Below are 18494 nucleotides of genomic sequence, written 5' to 3'. Positions count from 1 at the left end.
GGATGTCTCAGCCCGATCATATTACCGCGCTCGAACTGCCGATCCCCGAGCGACACCAACTGCCGGAAGACGTACAGAAATACTTTGGCAAGTGTGATGAAAAACTGGGATTGATACCTAATGTTTTACAGGCCTACAGCCAAAACATGGCTCAGTTTGATGTTTTCACTCGCTTTTATAACGAGTTGATGTTTGGTGAAAGTGAGCTCAGCCCACTGGAACGAGAAATGATCGCCGTCGTCGTCTCATCACATAATGGCTGCTTTTACTGCATGACAGCCCACGGTGCCGCAGTACGTGAATACTCGGGTAACCCGACCCTGGGTGAATTGATGGTGATGAACTATCGCGTTGCCGACCTTGAGCCACGTCAGCGTGCCATGCTCGACTTTGCCCATAAACTGACCGTAACCCCTGCCGAGATCCTGGAATCGGATCGGCAAGCACTGCGTGATGCGGGTTTCAGCGAGCGTGGCATTTGGGATATTGCCAATATTGCCGGTTTCTACAACATGACCAACCGCGTTGCGAGCGCGGTGGACATGCAGCCAAACCCTGAATACCACGGACGATTCCGCTAAGCGGTTACACCTATTCATCTGTCCGGATAACAACAAAAATCGGAGTCATAGCGATGAGCAAACCACTACCAAGTTACACCAGCAGCACCGCTGAAAAACCGCTGATCGGCATGACCATCGGTGACAAGTTCGATGAGATTGCCAATACTTACCCGGATAACGACGCACTGATTGTGCTGCACCAAAATGTGCACTGGAGCTACCGCGAGTTGCAGCAGCGCGCCAATCAGTGCGCCCGTGCACTCCTGTCCATGGGGGTCCGCAAGGGGGATCGAGTCGGCGTCTGGTCGCCGAACTGCTCCGAGTGGACGGTCAGCCAGATCGCCACGGCCAAAATCGGTGCGATCCTCGTCAACGTCAACCCGGCCTACCGTACCCATGAGCTGGAATATGCCCTCAACCAGTCAGGCGCTCGCTTCCTGATCACCGCTGACAGCTTCAAAACTTCTGACTATCGCGGCATGCTGTACGAGCTGGCACCTGAGCTTAAAGCCTGTGCCGATGGCAAACTGAAGTCACAGAAACTGCCTGATCTGGAGTGCATCATCAACCTGTCAGACGAGAAACACCCTGGCATGTGGCGCTGGGCCGACATGCTGGAACTGGCGGATCATGTCAGTGAAGACGAGCTGGCCGACCTGCAGGCCACACTGCAGTTTGATGATCCGATCAACATTCAGTACACATCAGGCACCACCGGTTTCCCCAAGGGTGCCACCCTGTCGCACCACAATATTCTGAACAATGGCTTTTTCGTTGCCGAGAGCATGGGCTTTACCAGCGAAGACCGACTGGTGATTCCGGTGCCGCTGTACCACTGTTTTGGCATGGTGATGGGTAACCTGGGTTGCATCACCCACGGTGCGACCATGATCTATCCAGACGAAGGGTTCGATCCGACTTCGGTGCTCAAGGCAGTCCACTCACAAAAAGCCACCGCTCTTTACGGCGTGCCAACCATGTTCATTGCCGAGCTGGATCACCCCGAATTCGACAGCTTTGACCTGTCGACCCTGCGTACCGGCATCATGGCGGGTTCCATCTGTCCCACCGAGGTGATGAAGCAAGTGATCAGCAAAATGAACATGAAGGAAGTTCAGATCGCCTACGGCATGACCGAAACCAGCCCGGTATCAACCCAGACCGGTGCCAAGGACAGCATTGAAAAGCGCGTATCAACTGTAGGGCGGACTCAGCCGCATCTGGAGAGCAAGATTGTAGACCCGGGTAACGGACAGATCGTACCTCGCGGCGAAATTGGTGAGCTTTGCACCCGTGGCTACAGCGTCATGCTGAAATACTGGAACAACGAAAAGGCCACTGCCGAAGCCATTGATGAAGCCGGCTGGATGCACACCGGTGACCTGGCCACCATGGATGACGAGGGCTATATCCAAATCGTTGGCCGTATCAAGGATATGGTGATTCGCGGCGGTGAGAACGTTTACCCGAAAGAGATCGAAGAGTTCCTCTACACCCACCCGGCCGTGTCGGAAGTCCAGGTTACGGGCGTACCGGATAAGAAGTACGGTGAAGAGCTGATCGCATGGGTCAAGCTTCACCCGCATGCCGATGACGTCACAGCCGAGGAGCTGCGTGAGTTCTGCAAAGGCAAAATCACTCACTTCAAGATTCCGCGTTACTTCAAGTTTGTCGATGCCTTCCCGATGACGGTCACCGGCAAGATACAGAAGTTCAAGATGCGCGAAATGTCCATTGCCGAGCTGGGTCTGGATGATTGATTCAGCTACCTGAAGGAGACCCAACGCCGGCCACTGGCCGGCGTTTTCAGTTATGAGTATCGACAAGCACTACGATCAGTCACTTGATCCTTCATGGATACTGGAGCAGGTTTATTCAGCGTACCCCGCAGGAGCGGACCTGTTTCAGCTGGCACCACTGGATCAATTGCACATCGGCGGCATCAAGGCTTCAGAGCGCCTGCTGCGTCATCTTGATCTGGACAGGCACCGTCACATTCTTGATATCGGTTCCGGCGCCGGTGGGCTGATGCGTCAGGCGTCCGCCATGGGTTTCAGCATGATCGGGCTGGATATCACCCACCGCTTCAACCAACTCAACCTTGGCCTGAATGACTGTTTCTCCGCTCCGGTCAGCAATCCGATTATCACCGGGGATGCTCACCACCTGCCTTTTGCCGACCAAAGTCTGGATCTGGTTCTGTTTCAGCACAGCTTTCTCAACATGCCGGACAACTCCAGGGTTCTGAGCGAATGTTGGCGTGTATTGAAGCCCCGCGGGACATTGCTGATGCACGAAGTGGTCTGCGGCCCACAGCCCGAGCAGATGCGCTACCCGGTCCCCTGGGCCGAGGATGCGGTACATTCACATCTGGTGACTGCACAGACACTGCAGCAGCAATTGCAGCAGGCTGGTTTTGCCAATATCCAGCTTGATGACTGGAGCGATGAGGCACTGGCCTGGCGACAACGTCAATTGCAAAAAGAGGATTCGGGGCATGTGGGCCGAGCGGCGCTTTCGCCTGCATTGATATTGGGTTCACGGTTCGCAGATATGGGCAAAAATCTGGTATTGAATCTTGAAGCGGGTGCCATTCGGGTGATTGAGCTGGTTGCGGCGCGCAGTTGAGTGCCGCCACAAAAAACCACGGGCAGTATGACTGGCCGTGGCTTTGGCACTTGATCCGGCCCTGGCGGGCCAGACAATTATTTCAGATCAAAGCGATCCGCGTTCATCACTTTGGTCCATGCATTGACGAAGTCCTTGATGAACTTCTCCTTGTTGTCATCCTGAGCGTACACCTCGGCGTATGCGCGCAAAATGGAGTTTGAACCGAACACCAGATCCACTCGGGTCGCTGTCCATTTCGTCTGACCGGTGTTGCGGTCAACGATGTCATAGCTGTTCTTGCCGGTCGGTTTCCAACTGTTGCTCATGTCGGTCAGGTTGACGAAGAAATCGTTCGTCAGTACACCCTCACGATCCGTGAACACGCCATGCTTGCTGCCACCGTGGTTGGTACCCAGTACACGCATGCCACCGACCAGTACGGTCATCTCAGGAGCTGTGAGCCCCATCAACTGGGTACGATCCAGCATCATCTCCTCGGGAGAAACCACATAATCCTTCTTCAGCCAGTTGCGATAGGCATCATGCAGGGGCTCAAGCACGTCAAACGCATCCCCGTCAGTCATCTCCGGCGTGGCGTCACCACGGCCCGGCGCGAACGGCACTGTTACATTTACACCGGCATCCCGGGCTGCCTTTTCAACCGCTGCGGTACCGCCAAGAACAATCAGGTCAGCCATGCTGACCGGCTTGCCAAGATCTGACTGAATGCCTTCCAGCACCTTGAGCACCTTCTGCAGCCGCTCCGGCTCATTGCCCTCCCAGTCCTTTTGCGGTGCCAGACGAATGCGTGCACCGTTGGCACCGCCGCGGTAGTCGGAACCACGGAAGGTACGAGCGCTGTCCCATGCGGTGGCAACCAGTTCGGATACACTCAGGCCGCTGGCCAGAATTTTCGCTTTCAGATCGGTAACTTCGGCATCGTCCAGGGTGTAATCCACGCTTGGGACCGGGTCCTGCCAGATCAAATCCTCGGCCGGTACATCCGGCCCCAGGTAACGGCTCTTCGGCCCCAGATCACGATGGGTCAGCTTGAACCAGGCACGAGCAAAAACCTCGTCGAAGTATGCCGGGTCCTTCTGGAATCGCTCGGAGATCTTGCGGTATTCCGGGTCCATCTTCATCGCCATATCGGCATCGGTCATCATCGGCATGCAGCGGATGGAAGAATCTTCTACATCCACCGGCATGTCCTCTTCCTTGATGTCCACCGGCTTCCACTGCCAGGCACCGGCCTGGCTTTTGGTCAGTTCCCACTCATGGTTGAGCAACATGTCGAAGTAGCCGTAGTCCCACTTGGTCGGCTCGCTGGTCCAGGCCCCTTCGATACCGCTGGTGACTGAATCACGACCAACACCGCGGGTTTTGTGGTTCATCCAGCCAAAACCCTGTTCCTCAATTCCGGCTGCTTCTGGTTCGGGACCCAGATTGGCGGCATCGCCATTACCATGTGCCTTACCCACGGTATGACCACCGGCGGTCAGGGCAACGGTTTCCTCGTCGTTCATCGCCATGCGCTCGAAGGTAACCCGTACGTCATGTGCAGTTTTCAGCGGATCAGGCTTGCCATCAACGCCTTCCGGGTTAACGTAGATCAGACCCATCATTACAGCTGCCAGCGGGTTTTCCAGATCACGCTGACCGGAGTAACGGCTGCCCTCACTGCCGGAGGGTGCCAGCCACTCTTTCTCAGAGCCCCAGTAGGTATCCTTCTCAGGATGCCAGATATCCTCACGACCACCGGCAAAACCGAAGGTCTTGAAGCCCATGGACTCGTAGGCCATGTTACCGGCCAGGATTATCAGGTCGGCCCAGGAGAGCCTGTTGCCGTATTTTTTCTTGATTGGCCAAAGCAGACGACGCGCCTTGTCCAGGTTACCGTTGTCCGGCCAGGAGTTGATCGGTGCAAAACGCTGGTTGCCGGTACCTGCACCACCACGGCCATCGGCGATACGGTAAGTACCGGCCGAGTGCCAGGCCATACGGATCATCAAGCCGCCGTAGTGGCCCCAGTCAGCCGGCCACCAGTCCTGACTGTCAGTCATCAAAGCCTTGAGATCGTTTTTAACCGCTTCCAGGTCCAGCTTTTTGAATTCTTCGCGGTAATTGAATTCTTCACCAAGAGGGTTGGTCTTGCGGTCATGCTGGTGCAGGATGTCGAGATTCAGTGATTTGGGCCACCACTCCATGACGCTGTCAGACGCTCCCGTGTTGGCACCATGCATCACCGGACATTTGCCGGTGGAATTATTATTCTGGCTCATATCAGTCTTCCCTTTGGATTTGATGTTGAGTGTTGCCTTGATATTGTCTGTCTTACAACTTAGCAGCCTAAACCGACTCTGTACGGTTGATTATCTTTATGTTCACCATAGCAGGCGCCTATAACAGCCGTATTGAATATAGGGTTTACGTTCGATAGCCTGATTCAAGCTGGCCTTTACCGGCCTGTCCTCCATGTACGCCAGACATTGCAGAGCGCAAAAACAAAAGCCCCCGCTGTGATCACTCACAGCGGGGCTTGAAAAGTCTGTTACCGACAAACGGGTATTGAAATCAGATATCGTCCACGTCGAACTGTACATCCGGATTCACATCAGCATCGTAGTCTATGCCATCAATGCCAAAACCAAACAGCTTCAGGAATTCATCCTTGTACAGCTGATAGTCGGTCACATCAAACAGGTTCTCGGAGGTGACCTGCGGCCAAAGATCACGGCACGCCTGCTGCACGTCTTCACGTAGCTCCCAATCATCCATGCGGAAACGGTTGCCTTCATCAATCTGGGCAGTGTCACCGTACAGGCCGGTATTGAACAGGCGATGCACCTGCTCCATGCAGCCTTCATGCACACCCTGCTCACGCATCACTTTGAACACCATGGACAGATAAAGCGGCATGACCGGGATTGCAGAACTGGCCTGAGTAACCACCGACTTCAACACAGCCACGTTGGCCTGCCCCTGATGCGCCGAAGAAAGCTGGCTGTTCAGTTCGGTAGCGGCGCGGTCCAGATCCTGCTTGGCTTTGCCAAGGGCGCCGTGCCAGTAAATCGGCCAGGTGATATCGGTGCCAATATAACTGTAGGCAACGGTCTTGCAGCCTTCGGCCAACACACCGGCCTCTTCCAGAGCTTTGATCCAGAGTTCCCAGTCTTCGCCGCCCATCACCTTGACGGTGTTATCGACTTCTTCCTGGGTAGCCGGCTCAATCTCGGCCTCGGTAATCACGTCCTTGTTGGTATCGATGGCGGTCGAGCGGTAAGGCTCACCGATCGGCTTCAGCGCAGAGCGAATCACCTCACCGGTATCCGGCAATTTACGCACCGGTGACGCCAGCGAGTACACCACCAGATCAATCTGACCCAGATCCTGTTTAATCAGGTCGATCACTTTCTGTTTGGCTTCGTGTGAGAAGGCATCACCGTTGAGGCTCTTGGCATAGAGTCCGGCTTCCTTGGCCAGCTTGTCGAAAGCGGCTGCGTTATACCAGCCGGCCGTGCCAGTCTTGCGTTCGCTGCCCGGCTTTTCAAAAAACACCCCGATGGTCGCGGCGTCACTGCCAAAGGCCGCTGCGATGCGAGATGACAGGCCGTAGCCACTGGAAGAGCCGATGATCAGCGCACGCTTGGGGCCGCTCTCAATCTTGCCCTGTGCCTGAGTGTATGCGATCTGTTCACGTACATTGGCCTCACAGCCGACAGGATGGGTAGTAGTGCAGATAAAGCCACGGATTTTCGGTTTGATAATCATATGCGGATTCAGTGTCCATCTGTGTTCGGGTACAAATTGCGCCTAAGATACCCTATTCGAGGTTTTGGCAACAGCATCAGGGCGGGCCTGTGCGAAAGGATCAGCGCGGAGTAGTTCCGCGCAGAAATATATCCACTGCCTGCTCTACAGCTGCATCGAGTTCGCCATCGGTTATCGTCATGCCCAGCATCGCTCTCAACTGGAACTGGCCCTTCACCATGTCTACAAACTGAAAGGCAGCCAGTTCCGGATTATTAATCTGCAGCACACCCTGCTCAACCTGAACACGCAGGTAGCCGGCGAGCTTCTCGTTGATACGCTTGGGGCCCTGGGCATAGAAAAGCTGCTGTATCTGCTCTCGCTCGCTACTGCAGTCGGTGGTGATCAGACGATATAGGCCGACAGCCTCAGGTGAGAGAACACGCTCCAGCAGCAGTCGCGCATAACGCTTGAGTGCCTGCTCGGGAGTTTCCTGCCGTTTGATTGAGCATTCAAATGCCTGAAAGGCAGCAAACACCTGGTTTGAAGTCTGTTCCATCATCGCTTCAAACAACCCCAGTTTGCTGCCAAACAGCCTGTAGAGCGTACTCAACGAACCACCGGCCCGACACATGATGTCGTTGATGCTGGCATTGTCGTATCCCTGCTCCAGAAACACTTCCCGAGCGGCGTCGAGAATGCGCTTCTGTCGCTCCAGCCCTTTTGGGGTCAGCCCGCACGCCGTTGTTTTTTCATCCTGCTGCATTTTGTTCATGGCAAATTCTGCGTCTGAATGTGGGGCCATTATATCAGGCCTGCTGCCCTGTCAGCACGACCGAACGCAATGGACAGGTCAATATTGTGTAATGTATATTACACTACACTTTCCGAGTACACACGGATTGCTTCCCTTGCACGGTTTCACATCTCACTAAGACCCATGTGCAAACACGCCGCTATTGCAGTTATGAGGATCTTCAATGACACCCAAGACCACCCATATTCCGGGTTTGATATTGATGCTTGCTGGACTGACTGCGCTCGCCCCGCTGTCAACGGATGCCTATCTGCCCGCCATTCCTGCGATTGCAAGTGATCTTGGCGTCATTGTTCATGATATCGAACTGACCGTCGGTCTTTTCCTGGCAGGATTTGCCGTTGGTCAGCTCTTCGGCGGCCCCTACTCTGACCGTTTCGGCAGACGCACAGCGGTCTTTACCGGCCTGAGTATTTTTATGCTGGGCGCCTTCTGGGCCATGCTGGCAGATTCCGCGCATGCACTCTGGCTGGCCAGGATTCTTCAGGGCTTTGGCGGCGGCATCAGCGTGGTCAACTCAATGGCAATCATTCGGGATCGCCATTCCGGCCGCGAAAGCGCTCAGGCGATGAGCCGCATGGCCAGCATCATCATGGCGGCACCATTGCTGGCGCCCGTGATAGGGGCGCTGATTCTCAAGATCAGCGACTGGCGCAGTATTTTCATGTTTTTGTTTGGTTATGGACTGATTCTCTCCGTGGCACTGTTCATGCGCCTGCCTGAAACATTGGCACCCCGCGAAGGCCCATTGTCAAACCCGTTGCGCAACTATCTGAGTGTGCTGCAAAACCGAAATGCACTGGGCTACCTGTGTTCGGTTGCGGCCAGTTACGCTGGCATGTTTGCCTTTATCACGGCCTCACCCGGGATGTATATCGGCTACTACGGCATATCACCCAGCGTGTATCCAATTCTGTTTGGAGCGAATATCGTCACTCTGCTGCTGTGCAATCGCATCAATATTCGCTTGCTGCACCGCTTTAGCCCTCAACAGTTGCTGCAAGGTGCACAAAAGGTTCAACTGTTGGCAGCGACCGCTCTGTTGCTGGGGTATCTGTTGACACCCGCCCCCGTCTGGATGGTGTTGGTCCTGGTGATGCTCTTTATCGGCATGCAGGGATTTGTGATGTCGAATGCGATGGCGGGTACCAGTGAGTTTTTCCCCCACACGGCTGCAACCGCTACGGCTCTGATCGGGGCCTGCGGTTTCGCGACCGGCGCGGTTGGCGGGATTCTGACCGGGTTGCTGGGGGACGGCACTCCCCTGCCCATGGTGTCCATCATGTTTGCCGGCGCCGTCAGCGGCTTTGTGCTCGGCCGCTGGCTGCTGCCGCGGCAGTCAGCCTGCGACAGCACAAGCGCCTGAATCAGCCACGGACCAAGCGGTTGCTCTGATCCAGCTCAGCGGCAGTACGGTCGGTGAAACGCAACAGCAGTATCAGCACGGCACCCAGTGTTACGAACCCACCGGCCAACCAAAGGCCGGTGTTGTAATCCCCGCTCTGCGCGGCCAGCATACCGGTCAGCGCCGGAGCGATAATCTGGGCTGCGCCGTAGGACAGGGTCATTTTGCCCATTAACTTGGCCGGCTTCGATGGGTATAACCGGCCCGCCATGGTCAATACCAGGCTGACACAACCGATGAAGGTTCCTCCATAAAGCACTGCGCTCAGCAAAATAGCAGCCAGACTCTCACTCAGAGCCGGTATGACAATGCCCACAACCTGAATCAGGTAGGCCAGCAACAGCGCCCCCAGATAGCCCATTCGGCGCGCAATCAGGTCCCACACCATTACGGCAGGGGCCGCAGCCAGTCCCACCACCAGAAATACCAGCTGCCCCATGCCGGCCAGTGCGGGCTCTCGCTCAACAATGGTGACGATAAAGGTCGCACTGATCACATAACCGTAACCGGCACAGAAGTAGGCCATCATCATCAGCCACATGAAGCGTTTACCCGGCGGCTGATCCAGCATTGATGGGCCACTGCCGCCCAGGCCAAGGGGTTCAGGTCTTGGCATCCAGTGCCAGGCCGGAGCAGCCAGCACTACCCCAAGCACTGCAAACCAGAGCCACTGTTCATCCCATCCCAGAGACAGCCTGAGCATGATCTCCACTACTATGGCAGCGAACATGATACCCAGACCAATACCGGCAAAGTGAATACCCAGCTCGCTGCGATGGTTATTGCGAATCAGCCAGTTCAGAATCAGGCCGGATGCGATCAGCATGGAGCCGGCACTGCTGAGACCGGAAAGAAAACGCAGCAAGGACCAGAGCAGCATGTTTTCTGTCAATGCCATGGCTGCCGTAGTCACAACGGCCATGACAAGGCCAATGCGGTAAAGTCTGTCCTTGAGCTGAAGGTCGCTCAATGAAGCCGCAATCAAGGCACCGCACATGTAGCCGGCGTAGTTGATGGCAGCCATCCAGCCACCTTCGGCATCGCCGATCCAGGTCTGCTCCTGCATCACGGGCAACAGTGGGGTATAGGAGAATCGGGCAATCCCGATACAGAGGATCTGACTGAAAATTCCGGCAAACAGAACCTTCAGACGTTGGGCCTGATGAGACATCGTGGTTCCTTATCGTTATATCCACAAGTGTCAGATTGTGCCCTGCAGCAAGAGGCAGATCCAGCCGGATCTGCCTGCAGGATGAAATTTATTCCCAGGCGCTGGCGAACAGCTCCTCAGACAATGCCATGATGGAACGACTGCCGTCAGCCACCATGTCGGCATGCCCTTTCCAGCGTGGCAGCACCTGTGCCATGTAGAAACGGACACTCTCCAGTTTTGCCTGCAGATAGGGGTCATCTTCACCTTCAGCCATCAGGCGAACCACAGCGTTCCCTTGACGCAGAAGCTGCCAACCACCGCAGACGTAGCCTGCCAGCATCATGAAGTTGTACGCCACGGCACCGGCCCACTGCTCGTCATCCACCGAACCCTTGAGCAGTTGTTCACGGGCACGATCAAGCCCCGCGATCGCTTCTTCAAGCTGTTTTGCCTGAGGTGTCAGAGACGGGTCGCATGCGGCCACGCTACTGCGCATCTCCTGTACCAGTGCTGACAGTGCCTCGCCCTTGTCCATCAAGGTTTTTCGACCCACCAAGTCCAGTGCCTGGATACCGTTGGTTCCCTCATAGATCGGCAGGATACGGGCATCGCGGAAGTGCTGTGCGGCGCCGGTCTCTTCCACATATCCCATCCCACCATGTACCTGTACACCCAGTGAGGTCACCTCCTGAGCCACTTCGGTACACCAGCCTTTGACGATGGGCGTGAGCAGAGCGGCACGAGCCTTTTCAAGGACCTTCTGTTCTTCGGTATCCGCCTTGAGCGCGAAATCAAGACTGCCGCAGGCATCGTAGGCAATGGCTCGACCAGCTTCGGTCAGGGTCTTCATGGTCAGGAGCATGCGTCGCACATCAGCATGCCGAATGATCGGGCCAGGTTCTTTCGTCCCGACGGCCGGTCCCTGTATACGCTCAAATGCATACTGCAATGCCTGTTGGTAGGCGCGCTCCGAGATGGAAACACCCTGCAACCCCACGCTCAAACGCGCGTTGTTCATCATGGTAAACATGCAGGCCAGACCCCGGTTCGGCTCACCAACCAGATAGCCAACGGCATTATCAAAACCCATGACACAAGTCGGCGAGGCATGAATGCCCAGCTTGTGCTCGAGCGACAGAGGGCCAGCCGTATTCAGCTCCCCCAGGGAGCCATCTTCATTGACAAGATACTTGGGCACCAAGAACAGGGAAATACCGCGCACGCCAGCGGGAGCATCAGGCAAACGTGCCAGCACCAGGTGAATGATGTTTTCAGCCATCTGGTGGTCGCCCCAGGTGATGAAAATTTTCTCCCCGCTGACGCGATAGTGATCACCCTCTGGTTCCGCCTTGGCACGTACAACCGACAGGTCAGAGCCCGCATTGGACTCGGTCAGGTTCATGGTACCTGTCCATTCGCCGCTAACCAGTTTGGGCAGGTACTTTTCCTTAAGTTCATCACTGCCATTCAGGTCCAGACATTCAACCGCCCCCTGACTCAGCATCGGACACAGGCCCCATGCCATGTTGGCAGAGTGCCACATTTCCATCACCGGAATAGACAGAAGAAACGGCAAGCCCTGACCGCCGTATTCCGGGTCAAATTGGAGTGATCCCCAGCCCCCCTCGGCATATTGCTGATAGGCCTCCTTGAACGATTCCGGGCAGACGACACTTCCATCCTTCAGCTGCACACCCTGTTGGTCTCCTTCCCAGTTACTCGGAGCCACAACATCCCGTGCCACACGAGCAGCCTCATCCAGAATTGCATCGACCATATCGGCCGATGCATCTTCAAAGCCCGGTTTCTGCGCCAGCTCAGGCATACGCGCAACATGGTCAAGCGTCAGCTTCATATCTTTCAGTGGTGCGTTGTAATCAGCCATTGGATACCTTCTCGTTAATCGTTTGAAGCAGCCATACCGGTTTGTGCCTCACAGGCAGTGGCACCGGTCCTTATAAGGGAATACACTTATTCTAGCATGTAGCACGGGTTTGATAAGCAGGAAAACTTTCATATGGTCCTTTTATACTGTCAACCCGGGTTTACAATCAGCCTCACTCCAAAAGCCAACAAGAGAATCATGAGATGCAGGAATTGCACGGTTACTATCTGGAAGACCTCGAAGTGGGTATGAGCGCCTCCTATGCCAAGACCATCACCGATGCGGATGTGATTTTGTTTGCCGGTATTTCCGGTGATAACAACCCGATTCACATCAATGATGAATACGCTAAAACCACACCGTTCAAGCAGCGTATCGTACACGGCATGTTCAGTGCAGCACTGATCTCCACCGTAGCAGGCACACGACTGCCAGGGCCAGGGGCGATCTACGTGGATCAACAGTTGAAGTTTAAGGCGCCGGTCCATATCGGTGACACGGCGCGTGCAAGCCTGACTGTAACCGAAATTGATGAACGTCGTCGTCGTGTCAAGTGCAGAACTGACGTGCATGTAGGCGAAACACTGGTTGCCACGGGCGAAGGCACCTTCATGGTTGATCGCCGGGAAAGCTGAAAACATGAGGGCGCTTGATCAGAGTCAGGCGCCCTCATTAAACAGTGAAACGGTAGGTTTGCTCGGTTTCATAGTCATACAGATTGATCAGACGGCCGTGCACTTGGCCATTAAATGCGGTTTCGGTTGCGAGGTCATAACCGAGTATCTTGCTTCCGACCAATTTCAAATGCACATGAGCCTTCGCCTCGTAGTCATAAAAATTCATCGAATGGCTGCTCATGCCCTTGAAATGGTGCTCCGAGTGGCAATCAAACCCATCAACACGTCCATGGCGCATCAGGGCGCGAATGCGATAAACAGTCCCCTCATCCAAGTCAGTCACCTTGAGTACTTGGGTATTGAGAGTGGCGGCGGCAACGGTTGCCGCAACCTTAGCTCGGGTTCTTTCCTTCATTTGGCACTCCCAAAATCCCTTTTCTAATCGCCATATTGGACCTTACCGAGCACGGCGGGTTCAGGGAAGGGCCAACATTATCAGAAAAGCCGCCAAAAGGCGGCTTCAATCTGCTACAGCTTTTTGATCCTGCTCATTATTTTTGATTTGCTTGTGAACGCAAAACAAATTTCTGGATCTTGCCGGTTGAGGTTTTTGGCAGTTCGCAGAACACCACGCATTTGGGTGCCTTGAAGTGCGCCATATTGTCACGGCAGAACTGAATGAGTTCTGCTTCAGAAAGCTCACCAGCATTTGCTTTAAGAGTGACGAAGGCACAGGGGATTTCACCCCATTTCTCGTCTTGCTGCGCTACGACGGCCGCCTCCATCACTGCAGGATGACGGTAGAGTACATCCTCGATCTCAATGCTGGAGATGTTTTCCCCGCCCGAAATGATAATGTCCTTCGAGCGGTCCTTGATCTCGACATAGCCGTCGGCATGCCAGACAGCCAGGTCCCCGGAGTGGAACCAGCCACCTTCGAACGCCTTATCAGTGGTTGTCGGATTTTTCAGATAGCCCTTCATCACCAGGTTGCCGCGCATGAAAATTTCGCCGATGGTTTCACCATCCTGCGGCACAGGCTCAAGGGTATCGGGGTTGGCGACCATTAACCCTTCAAGCATCGGTGCCTTCACGCCCTGACGGGATTTCAATCGGGCACGTTCGTTAACCGTTTTTTCATTCCACTCATCATGCCAGGCACATACCACACAGGGGCCATAGGTTTCGGTCAAACCGTACACATGAGTCACACTGAAACCCATGTTTTCCATACCTTCGATAACCGAGGCAGGCGGCGCTGCACCTGCCGTCATCACTTTCACCTGATGCTCAATACCGGATTTGAGCTCATCAGAGGCATTGTTCAGCATGTTCAATATGATGGGGGCGCCGCAGAAGTGGTCCACCTTTTCTGTCTTGAGAAGGTGGTAGATATCATCTGCCCGTACATGACGCAGGCAGACACTGACACCGGCAGCCGCGGCAATGGACCAGGGGAAACACCAGCCATTGCAGTGAAACATCGGCAGGGTCCAGAGATAGATGGGCTGGTCGCCCATGTTCCATGACACCACGTTGCTGATCGCATTGAGGTAGGCGCCACGGTGGTGATAGACCACGCCCTTGGGATCGCCGGTGGTGCCAGAGGTATAGTTCAGCGTGATGGCATCCCACTCATCGGCGGGCAATTGCCATTCATACTCGGCGTCACCTGTGCCAATGAAAGCCTCATAATCGCATTCGCCGATCAACTCGCCACCCTCGTAGGACGGATCATCGATATCGATCAGGATCGGATTGATGCGTGCGATTTTGATAGCTTTGGCAATGACGTCCGAGAACTCACGGTCCACGATGATCACCTTAGCTTCACCGTGCTGCAAAATGAACGCGATCGCTTCAGCATCAAGACGAACATTCAGTGCGTTCAGCACTGCGCCACACATGGGCACTCCGAAGTGAGCTTCAAACACCTCCGGTAGATTGGGTGCCATGACGGCAACCGTATCACCCTTGCTGATGCCGCGCTGGCTCAGTGCGCTGGCGAGACGGCGACAGCGGCTGTAAGTCTCGGCCCAGTTGCGGCGCACTTTATGATGCACCACAGCGGTTCGGTTTGGATAAACTGCAGCAGTGCGAGCAATGAAGCTCAGCGGGCTGAGTGTGGCGTAGTTGGCCGGGTTTTGATCCAGTCCCAGCGCGTAAGGATTATGGTTATTCATTGTCATTATAGGTTCCTCTCCACCAGTGCTTTGGGGAGCCATCCTCGGTTGATTTGATTCCATCCAGTCATCTCATGATACGTATTTTCCCTTATTACACAATAGGACCTAAAATCATAAGATTGTGCCGGCCAAGATGCGCAAAATGATAAGGAAAATGCATGCAACCACTTGAGCAGGAACTGCAGCGTTGTCTGCAGGAAGCGGACCGTTATCGTCTGCTGGCCGAACAGTCCACCGACATGATTTCGCGCCATACACCCACGCCCGAGTGGACCTTCATCGATGTTAATCCTGCCATCGAGCGCATGCTGGGCTATCGTGCGGACGAAATCATCGGCACCTCGGGTTATGACCTGTTTCACCCGGACGATGCCGACAACCTGAAGAAACGAGCCGATTCAGTTCGCTATCGCCGCGGCATGTATACCAATGTATACCGCTTTCAGCACCGGGACGGCCACTACATCTGGCTGGAAACCACCAGTCGCACCATTCGTGATGAGCTTGGACACCCTGTCGAGATTATCTGCGTATCCCGCGATGTCACCGAGCGTGAGTTGGCACAGCAAGCGACCCGACGACTGGCGCGAGTCGTGGAAGCATCCTCGGACATTATCCTGTTCTGCAACCACCGCACGCTGCAGCTTACCTACATGAATGAAACGGCCTACCGCACCTTCGGTGCCGAACGCGAAAATCTGGCGGTGTTCTACCTTAACCAGCTGTTCCCGCAGGATGTGCTGCACACACTGGTAGAGCCTGCGCTGCAACATGCTGCCCTGTACGGGACCTGGTACGGCAGCATCCCGCTTTACCCGGCCGGCAACCCCGGTCGCATCGCTGAAATTCGTGAAATCATTGCCCACCGCAACCGTGCCGAAAACATGCAGGTGGAGTACTACTCCATCATTGCCCGCGACATTACGCTCAAGCGCAAGGCGGAAGAAAAGGCAAAGCGCCAGCAGCTGGAAATGGCTCACATGTCACGCCTGCTGTCGGTCGGTGAAATGGCCACCGAGCTGGCTCACGAGATCAACCAGCCGCTGGCGACCGTTATCAATTACTGCAACGGCACCTTCCGCAGGCTCGAAGAAGGCCAGATCACAGAGCTGACTCAGGTTACTCGCTCCATGGAACTGATATCGGCCCAGGCCAGGCGCGCTTCCGAAATCATCAAGCGCATGCGTCGATTTGTCCGTCGCACCGAGTTCCAGCGTGTCAGCTTCCCAGTCAATGAGACCTGCATCGAGGTAACTCGATTCCTCAATCAGGAAGCGCTCGACAACAGCATCCGCTTCGACTTCGACCTCGACCCCGACAACCCCATACTTGAAGCCGACCGCCTTCAGATCGAGCAGGTTTTGCTCAATCTGGTTCGCAACGCGATCGAAGCCTACAGCGACTCTGACATCAGCCCCAAGCCGGTTACCATTCGGACCCGAGTCGAAGGCAAACGTATTACGGTCAGCGTCATCGACCAGGGGCCAGGCATCGACCCGGCCCAGTTGGACAACCTGTTTGAGCCGTTTATCACCTCGAAGGAAAACGGGCTTGGCATGGGGCTGTCCATTTCACATACCATTATCGAAAGCCACTGTGGCCGGCTCTGGGTTGAGAGCGATGGTCAAAGTGGCACCCGGTTTCACTTTCAACTCCCGCTCAAGGGGCAGGCATGACCAACTCACAGGCAACCGTTTTTATCATCGATGACGATGCGGACTTCAGAGATTCCATGCAGTGGCTGCTGGAGTCCACCCCATACAACGTCGAGAGCTTCGCGTCGGCGCAACTCTTTCTTGACCAGTACGACGGCCGCTCCGGCTGCATGCTGCTGGATGTTCGCATGCCGGAAATCAACGGTCTGGCATTGCAGCAACTGATGCTGGAGCGTGACATTCGTCTGCCGGTCATCATCATTACCGGCCACGGTGATGTACCCATGGCCGTCAACGCCATGAAAAACGGCGCTCTCGACTTTCTTGAGAAACCATTCGATGACGAGGTGCTGCTACGCCTGGTCGACAAGGCGATGGCCGAAGCCGGCAAGCGTTTCAGCGAACAGAACGAACAGCGAGAGCTGCAGGAGCTGTATGAAACGCTGAGCCGGCGCGAGCGTGAGGTGATGGAGCTGGTGGTGACCGGTAACTCCAACCGTGAGATTGCCGAAACCCTCGGAATCAGCCCGAAAACAGTGGAAGTTCACCGCTCCCGTGTAATGAGCAAGATGAGGGCAGAAAGTCTGGCACAGCTGGTGCAGATGCACAGCCGACTGGCGCTCTAGGGCTCAGACCAATCCAGCTTCAGCCAGAAAGACGCGCGTGCGATCGATCACCGCCTGAGGGTGCTCCAGGTGGGGCACATGGCCGCAGTCAGCTATGAACGCAGCTTCGGCCTGCGGGCCAATGGCCGCACAGCTGTCAGTCACCTGCTCTGGCACACCATACTCATCCCGATCGCCCTGCATAATCAGTGACGGGCAGCGGATCTCGGCCAGCTGCGGTCGCAGATTCAAGGCCTGATAACAGGACGGGCGCTGCCAGGTTTCGCACCATGCGCGGAAAATAAGATCTGTCCGATCACCATGATAGCGCGCCAGGCGCTCCGGCAGATCGGTGCCATGGTAACGTTTCACCGCTTCTTTTATTCCGGCCAGCGTCAGGTGATCCACATAGATATGAGCCGCCAGCGTAACCACTGCCTTTACCTGCTCGGGACAGCTGGCGGCACCAATCATGGCAATGGAGCCGCCATCACTGTGACCAAACAGAATCACCTGATCAAGCCCAAGCCGGTCCAATAGTTGCGGCAGCCATTTTTGTCCTTCCTGCAGCAGATAATCATCCGGGCGCGGCAACGTAATGGGTGTTGAGCGGCCATACCCCCGACGCTCAAACACCAGCAGATCCAGCCCCGTCGCTTCAGCCAACTGCTGTGGAAACCGTTTCCACATGTCGATACAACCCAGCGCCTCATGCAGAAGCACAAGTACAGGCCTTCCTTTACCGGATGGCTGGCGTCCCCAACGCAGCTGCAGCTTCACACCTTCACTCAGCTCGACCTGCTCATCGTGCCATTGAATTGAACTCATGCCCCCTCCGGAATCGAGTAGGTAATGGTCGCGTGGGCCACCGGGTCATCTTCACCGGCGGAGCGGATATAAACTTCACCCACCCCCAGCCGCTTGCCCACCTTCAGCATTTCGGCACGGGCCAACAGATCCACATTGGCTTTGGGCTTGCGCAGAAAATTGATATTGAGATTGATGGTCACAGCCAGGGCGACCGGGCCAATTCGGCTGAGCAGTGCCGCATACAGCGCCACATCCGCCAATCCCATCATGGTCGGGCCTGAAACCGTACCACCGGGTCGCAAATGATCATCACCCACTGCCAGTCTCATTTCGGCCCAACCATCGCCCAGAGAATCCAACCGACCATACTGCTCTCCCTGCGGAAAATGGTCACGCAGGAACAGCTGCATCTCATCAAAATCCATGACCTGCATCGGG

Annotated in this window: 16 protein-coding genes; 7 read left to right on the top strand and 9 right to left on the bottom strand. The window is 55.4% G+C overall.

What is annotated here, in order from left to right:
* The first annotated feature begins 2 nt into the window (after positions 1-2).
* From CFI10_RS08290 to CFI10_RS08280, 3 genes are read left to right on the top strand one after another with little or no spacing between them, the layout of a single operon-like run.
* Positions 3-581 carry a peroxidase-related enzyme gene (locus CFI10_RS08290; RefSeq protein ID WP_206841265.1) on the top strand — a complete coding sequence of 193 codons (579 nt, stop codon included), beginning with the start codon at positions 3-5 and terminating at the stop codon, positions 579-581.
* A gap of 53 nt (positions 582-634) precedes the next feature.
* A complete protein-coding gene (locus tag CFI10_RS08285; protein WP_206841263.1) occupies positions 635-2323 on the top strand; it encodes an AMP-binding protein in 1689 nt (562 codons plus the stop codon).
* Positions 2324-2375: 52 nt separating this feature from the next.
* Positions 2376-3191, top strand: a complete 816-nt coding sequence (locus CFI10_RS08280; RefSeq protein WP_206841262.1) for a class I SAM-dependent methyltransferase — start codon at positions 2376-2378, stop codon at positions 3189-3191.
* 77 nt (positions 3192-3268) lie between these two features.
* On the opposite strand, the gene katG is transcribed toward CFI10_RS08280, so the two are convergent.
* From katG to CFI10_RS08265, 3 genes are all read right to left on the bottom strand, one after another.
* On the bottom strand, positions 3269-5455 hold the full coding sequence (gene katG / locus CFI10_RS08275; protein WP_206841260.1) for a catalase/peroxidase HPI: 2187 nt from the start codon (positions 5453-5455) through the stop codon (positions 3269-3271).
* 292 nt (positions 5456-5747) lie between these two features.
* The gene (gene fabV, locus CFI10_RS08270) at positions 5748-6944 is read right to left on the bottom strand and encodes an enoyl-ACP reductase FabV (RefSeq protein WP_206841257.1); all 1197 of its coding nucleotides are present in this window, start codon (positions 6942-6944) and stop codon (positions 5748-5750) included.
* A 100-nt stretch (positions 6945-7044) separates the two neighbouring features.
* A complete protein-coding gene (locus tag CFI10_RS08265; protein ID WP_175527657.1) occupies positions 7045-7698 on the bottom strand; it encodes a TetR/AcrR family transcriptional regulator in 654 nt (217 codons plus the stop codon).
* A 205-nt stretch (positions 7699-7903) separates the two neighbouring features.
* On the opposite strand from CFI10_RS08265, the gene CFI10_RS08260 reads away from it, so the two are divergent.
* Positions 7904-9106, top strand: a complete 1203-nt coding sequence (locus CFI10_RS08260; protein ID WP_091826989.1) for a multidrug effflux MFS transporter — start codon at positions 7904-7906, stop codon at positions 9104-9106.
* A gap of 1 nt (position 9107) precedes the next feature.
* On the opposite strand, the gene CFI10_RS08255 is transcribed toward CFI10_RS08260, so the two are convergent.
* Positions 9108-10316, bottom strand: coding sequence for a YbfB/YjiJ family MFS transporter (locus CFI10_RS08255; protein ID WP_206841254.1), 1209 nt, complete (start codon positions 10314-10316; stop codon positions 9108-9110).
* A gap of 88 nt (positions 10317-10404) precedes the next feature.
* Positions 10405-12183: an acyl-CoA dehydrogenase C-terminal domain-containing protein gene (locus CFI10_RS08250; protein WP_206841252.1), complete on the bottom strand. Its 1779-nt coding sequence runs from the start codon at positions 12181-12183 to the stop codon at positions 10405-10407.
* 203 nt (positions 12184-12386) lie between these two features.
* On the opposite strand from CFI10_RS08250, the gene CFI10_RS08245 reads away from it, so the two are divergent.
* Positions 12387-12818, top strand: coding sequence for a MaoC family dehydratase (locus CFI10_RS08245; RefSeq protein ID WP_091826986.1), 432 nt, complete (start codon positions 12387-12389; stop codon positions 12816-12818).
* A 37-nt stretch (positions 12819-12855) separates the two neighbouring features.
* Here the strand turns inward: CFI10_RS08245 and CFI10_RS08240 are convergent, their stop codons facing one another.
* Both CFI10_RS08240 and CFI10_RS08235 read right to left on the bottom strand, forming a co-directional pair.
* Entirely contained in the window at positions 12856-13215 is a 360-nt protein-coding gene (locus CFI10_RS08240; protein ID WP_091826985.1) for a hypothetical protein, read from the bottom strand.
* A 136-nt stretch (positions 13216-13351) separates the two neighbouring features.
* The gene (locus CFI10_RS08235) at positions 13352-14989 is read right to left on the bottom strand and encodes an acyl-CoA synthetase (RefSeq protein WP_206841249.1); all 1638 of its coding nucleotides are present in this window, start codon (positions 14987-14989) and stop codon (positions 13352-13354) included.
* Between the two features lie 155 nt (positions 14990-15144).
* Here CFI10_RS08235 and CFI10_RS08230 point away from each other — a divergent pair, with 155 nt between their 5' ends.
* Positions 15145-16662, top strand: coding sequence for a PAS domain-containing sensor histidine kinase (locus CFI10_RS08230; protein WP_206841247.1), 1518 nt, complete (start codon positions 15145-15147; stop codon positions 16660-16662).
* Positions 16659-17267, top strand: coding sequence for a response regulator transcription factor (locus CFI10_RS08225; RefSeq protein WP_206841245.1), 609 nt, complete (start codon positions 16659-16661; stop codon positions 17265-17267). Before CFI10_RS08230 ends, CFI10_RS08225 begins: the two co-directional genes overlap by 4 nt.
* 3 nt (positions 17268-17270) lie before the next feature.
* On the opposite strand, the gene CFI10_RS08220 is transcribed toward CFI10_RS08225, so the two are convergent.
* Together CFI10_RS08220 and CFI10_RS08215 are read right to left on the bottom strand one after the other, a co-directional pair.
* Positions 17271-18074 carry an alpha/beta fold hydrolase gene (locus CFI10_RS08220; protein ID WP_206841243.1) on the bottom strand — a complete coding sequence of 268 codons (804 nt, stop codon included), beginning with the start codon at positions 18072-18074 and terminating at the stop codon, positions 17271-17273.
* The gene (locus CFI10_RS08215; protein WP_091826981.1) at positions 18071-18490 is read right to left on the bottom strand and encodes a PaaI family thioesterase; all 420 of its coding nucleotides are present in this window, start codon (positions 18488-18490) and stop codon (positions 18071-18073) included. The genes CFI10_RS08220 and CFI10_RS08215 overlap by 4 nt, the downstream gene beginning before the upstream one ends.
* Between the last annotated feature and the right edge of the window lie 4 nt (positions 18491-18494).

The sequence above is a fragment of the Marinobacterium iners genome (assembly GCF_017310015.1).
Lineage (GTDB): Bacteria > Pseudomonadota > Gammaproteobacteria > Pseudomonadales > Balneatricaceae > Marinobacterium > Marinobacterium iners.
Note: the sequence above shows the minus strand (reverse complement) of the source record. Positions and strands in the feature narration are given on the sequence as shown.